General features: G+C 71.2%; 8 protein-coding genes. 1 reads left to right on the top strand and 7 read right to left on the bottom strand.

Features of this window, described 5'->3' with window-relative positions; genetic code table 11:
* Window positions 1-407: hypothetical protein (locus GSF22_RS28020; RefSeq protein WP_244454262.1), on the top strand; the 407-nt coding region annotated here is incomplete at its 5' end.
* A gap of 433 nt (window positions 408-840) precedes the next feature.
* Here the strand turns inward: GSF22_RS28020 and GSF22_RS28025 are convergent.
* The 7 genes from GSF22_RS28025 to GSF22_RS28055 all read right to left on the bottom strand — a co-directional run bounded on the left by GSF22_RS28025 (window position 841) and on the right by GSF22_RS28055 (window position 7005).
* A complete protein-coding gene (locus GSF22_RS28025; protein ID WP_208816741.1) occupies window positions 841-2136 on the bottom strand; it encodes a hypothetical protein in 1296 nt (431 codons plus the stop codon).
* Window positions 2133-2852: a GGDEF domain-containing protein gene (locus tag GSF22_RS28030; RefSeq protein ID WP_208816742.1), complete on the bottom strand. Its 720-nt coding sequence runs from the start codon at window positions 2850-2852 to the stop codon at window positions 2133-2135. Before GSF22_RS28030 ends, GSF22_RS28025 begins: the two co-directional genes overlap by 4 nt.
* 153 nt (window positions 2853-3005) lie before the next feature.
* Window positions 3006-3626, bottom strand: a complete 621-nt coding sequence (locus tag GSF22_RS28035) for a hypothetical protein (RefSeq protein WP_208816743.1) — start codon at window positions 3624-3626, stop codon at window positions 3006-3008.
* Window positions 3619-3888, bottom strand: coding sequence for a hypothetical protein (locus GSF22_RS28040; RefSeq protein ID WP_208816744.1), 270 nt, complete (start codon window positions 3886-3888; stop codon window positions 3619-3621). Before GSF22_RS28040 ends, GSF22_RS28035 begins: the two co-directional genes overlap by 8 nt.
* Before the next feature lie 24 nt (window positions 3889-3912).
* The gene (locus GSF22_RS28045) at window positions 3913-4056 is read right to left on the bottom strand and encodes a hypothetical protein (protein ID WP_208816745.1); all 144 of its coding nucleotides are present in this window, start codon (window positions 4054-4056) and stop codon (window positions 3913-3915) included.
* Window positions 4057-4527: 471 nt separating this feature from the next.
* Window positions 4528-5556 carry a DUF4192 domain-containing protein gene (locus GSF22_RS28050; protein WP_208816746.1) on the bottom strand — a complete coding sequence of 343 codons (1029 nt, stop codon included), beginning with the start codon at window positions 5554-5556 and terminating at the stop codon, window positions 4528-4530.
* A gap of 192 nt (window positions 5557-5748) precedes the next feature.
* On the bottom strand, window positions 5749-7005 hold the full coding sequence (locus tag GSF22_RS28055; protein ID WP_208816747.1) for a hypothetical protein: 1257 nt from the start codon (window positions 7003-7005) through the stop codon (window positions 5749-5751).
* Between the last annotated feature and the right edge of the window lie 238 nt (window positions 7006-7243).

Genomic DNA, 7243 nt, shown 5'->3' on the forward strand with positions numbered 1-7243 from the left:
ACCAGTCGACCGTGCCGCTGACCGGCGAGCAGAAGGCCAACGCGAAGGCCATCGTCGAGGCCACCAAGAAGGCCGGCATGGACGAGCGGGCCGCCGTGGTCGCCATCGCCACCGCCCTCCAGGAGTCCAAGCTGGAGAACCTGGGCCACCTGGGTGACCGCAACGACCACGACTCGCAGGGCCTGTTCCAGCAGCGGCCGTCCAGCGGTTGGGGCACCGTCGAGCAGATCACCGACCCCGCCTACTCGACCACCGCGTTCCTGAAGGGCCTGAAGCAGGTCGACGGCTGGCAGGACATGCCGCTGACCTACGCCGCGCAGGCCGTACAGGTCTCGGCCTTCCCCGAGGCGTACGCCCAGTGGGAGACCCAGGCCGCCGACCTCGTCGCCGAACTCTGGACCAAGTGACCCACCGGATGCCCGATGGCCCCCTTCCCGGGCGGGAAGGGGGCCATCACCCGTTGTGCTGCACCATCAACAGGTGCCTGTCCGGGTCGGCGAGTTGCTCACGTATCCCCAGGGTTGTTGCCCCGGCTCGTCGACCAGGCGCTCGCCCGCCGCGCGCCCGGCCGACCAGGTCTTCGGCCTCCGCCGGGTTGCCCGGCGAGAGGATCGATGCGATCGCTTCGCCTCGACTTTGCGGTCACCGACCGGCCAGCCGAGACCCCGCACGGAACGGGTATAAGGTGCCGGCCCGGGTTGGCCTCGAACCAGAACGGCTCCAGAACGCCGTCCTCCGCCGTGGACTCGGACGAGGCTGAGTGCCTGCGGGTAGGGCTTTGCTGACCACCGGCGTGTGTGTGCGTGGTGGTGGACGAACCCACCACCACGCATGGGTCCGTCAGTTGGTGTCGCTGCCTGGGTCGGTGGTTGGGCTGCCCAACACGCGCACGGTGGTGCTCAGCTTGATCGGCAGGTCGTCGTCGCCTTTGAGGAACGGCTGGATGTCGATTCTGCGGCGGAGGCTGCGGCCGGGGCCGTATGCCTGCTGCCGCTGGTGACCGGAGACCCAGAACCGGTGATCGGGCTTGGCGCGGGTGCGAGGGCTGGCGGTCTGCTCCGGTGTCGTCGCCGGTGTGGTGTCCCGTGGTCTGATCCGCACGATCCTGACCTCGGGGGCGGGGCGTCGGCTGCGCTGGTACGCCCTGGCGGTGCTCTTGGGTATTTTCGCCGGTACGGTCTCGGCCATCTGCTGGTTGACCAGCAACCAGGTGGTGACGAGAGGACCGAGCGGGTGGCGGCCGTCGAGCGTCGTGCCGTGCGTGATGTTCTCGGTGTGGATGGGTACGAGCCAGCCGATGTCGTGTCGCAGGGCGGGCATCAGGTTCTCGTCGACGGCGCCGCTGCCGATGCTGCGGTAGCCGACGAGGTGCCAGCCGTCCAGGTGGGGTGTCCAGGACACGGCGGCGAGCTGCCCGGTGCGGCCGACCGGTCGGGGCCAGGTGATCAGTCCGGCCGGTGAGGGGGCGATGTCGGCGGCGGCGGTGGCCGCAGGCTGGCCGGCGGTGACCTCGTCGACCAGTTCGGTGAACTCCTGGTTGATCCAGTACAGGGGCGCGGAGTCGAGGTGGTGGGCCAGGCTCCCCCGCTGGCCGGAATCGTTGAGGGGTGCTGGCATGTTCGCGGGGCCTCGGAGGAGCCGGGTGATGCGGTCGCGGATCTTGGGCAGCATGTCGGCGGTGATCCGCGCGGGCGGCCAGTCGGTGGTGGTCAGCAGCGTCCGCTCCTGGCGGCTGAGGACGATGCCGCGATGCAGTGTCCGCAGGATGGTGTACTGCGTGCTGTCGGGATGCCAGCGCATGAGGGCCGCGCAGTGGGCGGTCAGGGCCTCGGAGTCGTCGGCCTCGATGAACTGGGCGCACCCGTGGCAGACGTGCCACCGGTCGTTGTAGGTCTGGGCTCCGCCGTCGGTGAGGGCGACAATCTCGATGAGGCCGGTGCGGTAGTTCCAGACCGGTGGCGCGCCGGTGCAGGTGTGGCAGCGGTTGAAGACGTACTCGACCTGGGCGGCGTCGACGGGCACGGCCGTGTGTCGGTCGTCGGCGACGGGATGCCGGTAGACGATGCCGCCTCCGTCGCTGCTTTCGGTGAGGGCCTGGTGGCAGGTGGCGCAGGCGGTGAGGGTGGCGAGGTTCATGCGGCGCTCCCCCGCTGGTCACGGTGCAGGTCACGCAGGCGTGGCCCGCGACGGTGCTCCCGGTCGGGCATGGTCATGCCGGGCAGCTGGAGGACGTGCCGGTCGCCGCCGTGGCGTTTGGCGTGGTACATGGCGATGTCGGCGCGGTGCAGCGCGACGTCTTCCAACGGTTCGGTGCTGTCGGCGACGGCGATGCCGAGGCTGGCGGTGACGGTGACCGTGGTCGGGCCGTGGTCGGTGTCGATATGGACCGGTTCGGCAATGGCGGTGGTGAACCGGTCGGCGATGTCGGTGATGCCGTGGTGTCGCACGGGCAGGATGGCGGCGAACTCGTCGCCGGACAGGCGGGCGACGCTGCCGCCGTAGGTGGCGGCGAGCCGTCCCAGCCGGTCAGCGGTCTGGGTGAGCAGGTCGTCGCCGGCGTCGTGGCTGTAGGTGTCGTTGACCTGTTTGAAGTGGTCGAGGTCGATGAGGATGACGATGATCGGTTGCGGGTCGCCGGAGGCGGCGATCGTGGTGTGCACGGCCCGCAGGCCGGTGCGGTTGAGCAGGCCGGTGAGCGGGTCGTGGGTCAACTGCCGGGCGGCGTCGGCCAGTTCGGTGCGCAGCCGGCGGAGGGTCGGCCGGACGGCGAGGTGACCGAGCCCGAAGCCGACGACAGCCCCGAGCACGGCCGCCAACGCGGTGGTGGCGATCACGAGGAGTGTGGTGAACACTGGATTCCTCCATCTGGTGGAGAACCCGGGACGCGCACGTTTCGCAGGCGAGGCGTCCCGGGTCCGGGTGGATACGACGACGGCCCGCCTTCGGCGGGCCGTTGCTTCCTGCTCCGCCGGTGGCGGCGGGCAGGTGAGGCGGGTGCTGGAGGGTCAGCGCAGGTCGGCTGCGCAGGCCGAGCCGTCGAGGCTCCAGGCCGCGCCGACCCGGGCGGGGTAGCGTCCCGCGCTGGCCTGGCTGCCCGGATACGGCGGCTGGTGGGGGTCGTCGGTGCGGGGACGCCGGCCGATGAGCCGGTCCGGGGTACGCGGGGTGCCGTTGGGCCGGTACTCGTGCCGCTCGCAGTGCAGGTCGACGTAGTCGACGTGCGAGGCGTACGGCACGTAGTGGCCGCGCAGGACGGTGCCGCCGAGCCGGTCACAGCAGGCCACGACCTGCGGGTACCAGCCGGTCAGCGCGACGGTGGCGAGATGCCCGCAGGACAGCGCCAGGTCGAGCACACACAGCCGGTGCAGTTCCTGATCCTCGGACGGGCCGGTGCTGCCCGGACCGGTGCCGGCGGTGCTGTTGCGGGGTGGTGCGCAGGGGCGGCAGATGGGGCCGAGGTCTGGCTGGTATCCGCCGTCGCATGCCTCGCACACGATGCGCAGGCAGGCCCGGCACTCGCCGGAGGCGGCGGTCCGCAGGTCGGTGCCGCAGAATCCGCACCGGCCGGTCAGGCAGGCGTCGGTGTGGTGGCCGGGTCGGTGCCGCTGGCACGGGTGCTCACGCATGGCGGCCCCGCCGCAGTTGCTGCTGGACCGTGTCGGCGATGAGCGGTTGGTCGGTGATGCTGGTCGGGGTGTCGATGTGCCGCCAGCCGGTGAACTCGCATGCCAGCCAGGTGGTGTGACCGTTGGCGGTGACGGCGACGACGTCACCGGTGGACAGTGAGCGCAGCCGCAGCAGCCGGTACACGCAGGCGATGAGGAAGTCGTTCTCCCCTGCTGGCGTCGTACGGTCGGTCTCCAGGTGGTCGAGGTCGGTGTTGAACACGTGGAAGGCCCAGTCGGCCAGGCGCTACGGGGTGGTCTCGGTGGGCAGGTGACGCCAGTGGGAGATGACCTGGGTGAGCGGGTGACCGGGTTGGTACGGCAAGAACCTGCTCCCGGTGTTGTGGTAGACGCGGATCAGGTGGATCCGGCGGTTGCCGGTGGTCGACATGTGATCCCTTTCTTTCGGATGGCTGGCATCCGGGCACGGCGGGTCGGCCGTGCCCGGATGCGGTGCGGGTTCGCGCGGATCGGCCGGGCGACGGCCGACAGATCGGCTGGTGTTGGCTGTGCTACGGCTCGGGCGTCGGCGGGCCGTCGGGTGTCAGCGGCGCGCCGGGGACGCGGCCTGGTCGGCGCGCAGCGTGGCGGCCAGGCCGGCCGGAGGGTCGGGGAGCCTTCGACGGCTCCGGGCACCTCGACGCGGTCGAGGACCGTCGCAGCCGCTGCGATCTGGACCGTGTCGGGAGGTTGTCAGGATCGGTAACTCGGTGCCCCTGCCTCGTCGGCGACGGTGGCGAGGTGTGTACGGTGCGGTTCCGACCGACCTGGGTGGTTGCCTCCCAGGGCCGGTTCTGGGTGTGCGGTCGTGGAGGCCCGTTCGCCCTCCGTGCGGGCATGTGCGGCCGGAGCCGCCGAGGGTTCATCGCTGGTCGGCGCGGGGATCGGACGGCAGGTCCGGCCGGTCGTCGATGGATGCCTGTTCGAACAGCGATGGCGGAAGTCCGGCATGCAGGGCATGCAGGAGCAGCCCGGCGAGCCGGTAGGCGGGGTCGATCTGCAGGGCACGCTCTGCTGCCATGCCGGCCAGTACGCCGTCGCCGCAGCGCCACGCGGTGAGGGCGAGCAGGGTTGCCGGGGCTGGTACGAGCGGTGCGTGGGCCCGGCGGACGACGTCGACCCAGAAGGTGACGTGACCGTCGTGCGGTTCGGTCAGCTCGGCGGCACGGTCCCGCACCGCCGTGCGTGTCAGCAGCACGGTGAGCCAGGCCAGTTCGTCGTCGGTGAGGCGGGTGCCGCTGTCGTGCTGTCGCAGCGCGTCGCGGACAGCCAGGGTGCCGGCGGCGCCGACGGCCTCGCTGCCGGTGGCGATCAACGACTCCAGGCGGGTGGCCGCTTGACCGGTGGCGCGTCGGATGCTGTCACGGGCGACGCCGCCGACGGGTGTGATCCGGGCGGCGACCGCTGCCCGGTCCGCTCGCGCGACCAGCCCCGCAACGGTCGCCTGCACCGCCACAAGTGCCGTCGTCGGGTCGAACGGGGTCCCCTCCGGTGGGCAACACGTGGAGTTGTCGCAGCTGAGGCTGAAGAACCGGCCGTCGGTGACCCGCAGCAGGTCCCGGACCGGCGTACCGCCGGCGGTGAACACCTCGCCGAACAGGCGCAGCGCCGGGTCGACGTGCCGGGCCTGGCCGTGACCGGTGATCACGACGGCGGTGACGGGCTGCTGCCGCTGCACGACGGCGACCAGGTCGTCGGTGAAGGCGCGCAGTTGGTGTGCCGGGGTGCCCGGGGCGGGGATGTCGCCCCGGGCGGCGAACACGACCCGGCTGTCGCGGAAGGCGATCACGACGATGCTGCCGTCGCCGGGGTGGAAACCGATGAGGTACGGCACCACGGCCACCAGGTCGGCTGAGGATCGGATCGTCAGCGTGTGGTCGGCGAAGGACATGATGATCTCCACTACTGGTCTGGAATGTGGGGAAACCGGAATCCGGCGGGGGCGGAGCGCGCCGTGCGGTTCTGCCCTGTCCAGGGGGTTCGGCGCACGGCGTGTCGCTGGCAGTAGGTGCCGGCGGCTCCGGGTGGCTGGCTGTCGGAACGTTCGACAGCCGGCTCGGGCGTCGATCGTCGGTGTCTGGTGTCAGTCCCGGTCGGGGTCGAGGTACCGGTCGACACCGACGCCCTCCACGTGGACGGTCACCGTGGGTAGCAGGTGGTCGACGTTGGCCAGTACCCGGGTCAGGTCCGCGCGGACAACGGCTTCAGCCGCTGCGGTCGCGTCGGCCGGGGTCGCCTGGTCGCGCAGCCACATCTCGTACTCGTGCCGCCACGGCATTCGCCAACCGTCCTGGTCGATCGTGGCGTGCTCCGGGCGGGGCCAGCCGTCCGCGGTCCACGGCCGTGTCTCGTCCGGGTAGCCGACGGTGGCCGCCCGCATCGTGTTCCGCGCCGTGTCACACGCGTCCACAGCGGTACCCTCGCCGGCCGGCAGCGTCAGGTCGACGACGACCGTGACGTGGTGTGCCCACGGCAGCGCGTCGAGCCCGAGATCGACCAGGAACTGGTCGACCCGCACGGCGATCCGCTGGTAGTCGCCGCAGAGTTCGTCGTCGGCGAGGGCGCGGATCGCGCGGGTGCGGATGCGGTGCCGTAGGTCGGCCAGGGCGCGCACCGCCGCGTCCCGTGCCGTCGTGGCCGCCGCAGGATCGTCGACGTCGGCCGGTGGAACGACGCTGGCCACCGCGGGTCGCGGATCAGTGTCGGGCTCGTCCAACGGAATGTCGTCGGATCCTTCGGCGCCCTGCCACGTCAGCCCGGTCAGGTTGATGCCGACAGCGGCCAGCCCGGGCAGTTCACTCTCCACTGCGGTGCGTGCGGCGTTGATCGCGTCCGTCGCGCGGGTCGCCGTCACCCACGTCCAGACAGCGACCGCCACGGTGATCCGGAAACGCCCGGTCCCGGGACGACCGTCGCTTTCCTTGGGAACGGGGGTCACGTCGATGACCTGTCTCGGGTAGGCCGCCATCGGGAACCGCAGCAGACCCAGCTCCGCCGGCACGCCGAAACATGCCTGCTGGCGGGCCTCGTCGTGGTCGGTGTGCTCACGCGTGTACGACAGATGCCCGGCTGCGGAGACGGTCCAGCGCTGCGGCAAGGGTTCCAGACCCCAGGCGGTGAGGGCGTCCTCGCAGCCGGGTCGGCAGATCACGCCCTCGTGTAGCGCGGCGATGAGCAGGCGACGTGCCTCGACGGCCAGCGTCTGCTGCTGCTCGACAGCGGCGATGGTCTCGGCGTGCAGGGAGCTGATCTGTTCTGTCAGGCCCACGTCGGTCGATGGCTGGCGGTGGGCATGCTCGCCGTGGCGTGGGCGGGGTGGGACAGGTTCGTGGTGTGCCATCGGGATTCCTCCTCTGCGGTGGGTGGAATCCGGGCACGACTGTCGGCCGTGCCCGGATGGTGCGCGTGTTCGCGCGGTCGGCCGGGCATCGGCCAGGTGATGGTGCGGTTGACGGCGTTGCGGGTGCCTGTGTCGGCTCACGCACGTCGTGGTGAAGCTGGGGTTATGTGGTCACGCTCCGGTGGGCGTCCTTTGAGGTGCACAGCGGATGATCGCGTCCGATGGCGCGGTGCTGAAG

This window comes from Micromonospora echinofusca, from assembly GCF_017614955.1.
Lineage (GTDB): Bacteria > Actinomycetota > Actinomycetes > Mycobacteriales > Micromonosporaceae > Micromonospora > Micromonospora echinofusca_A.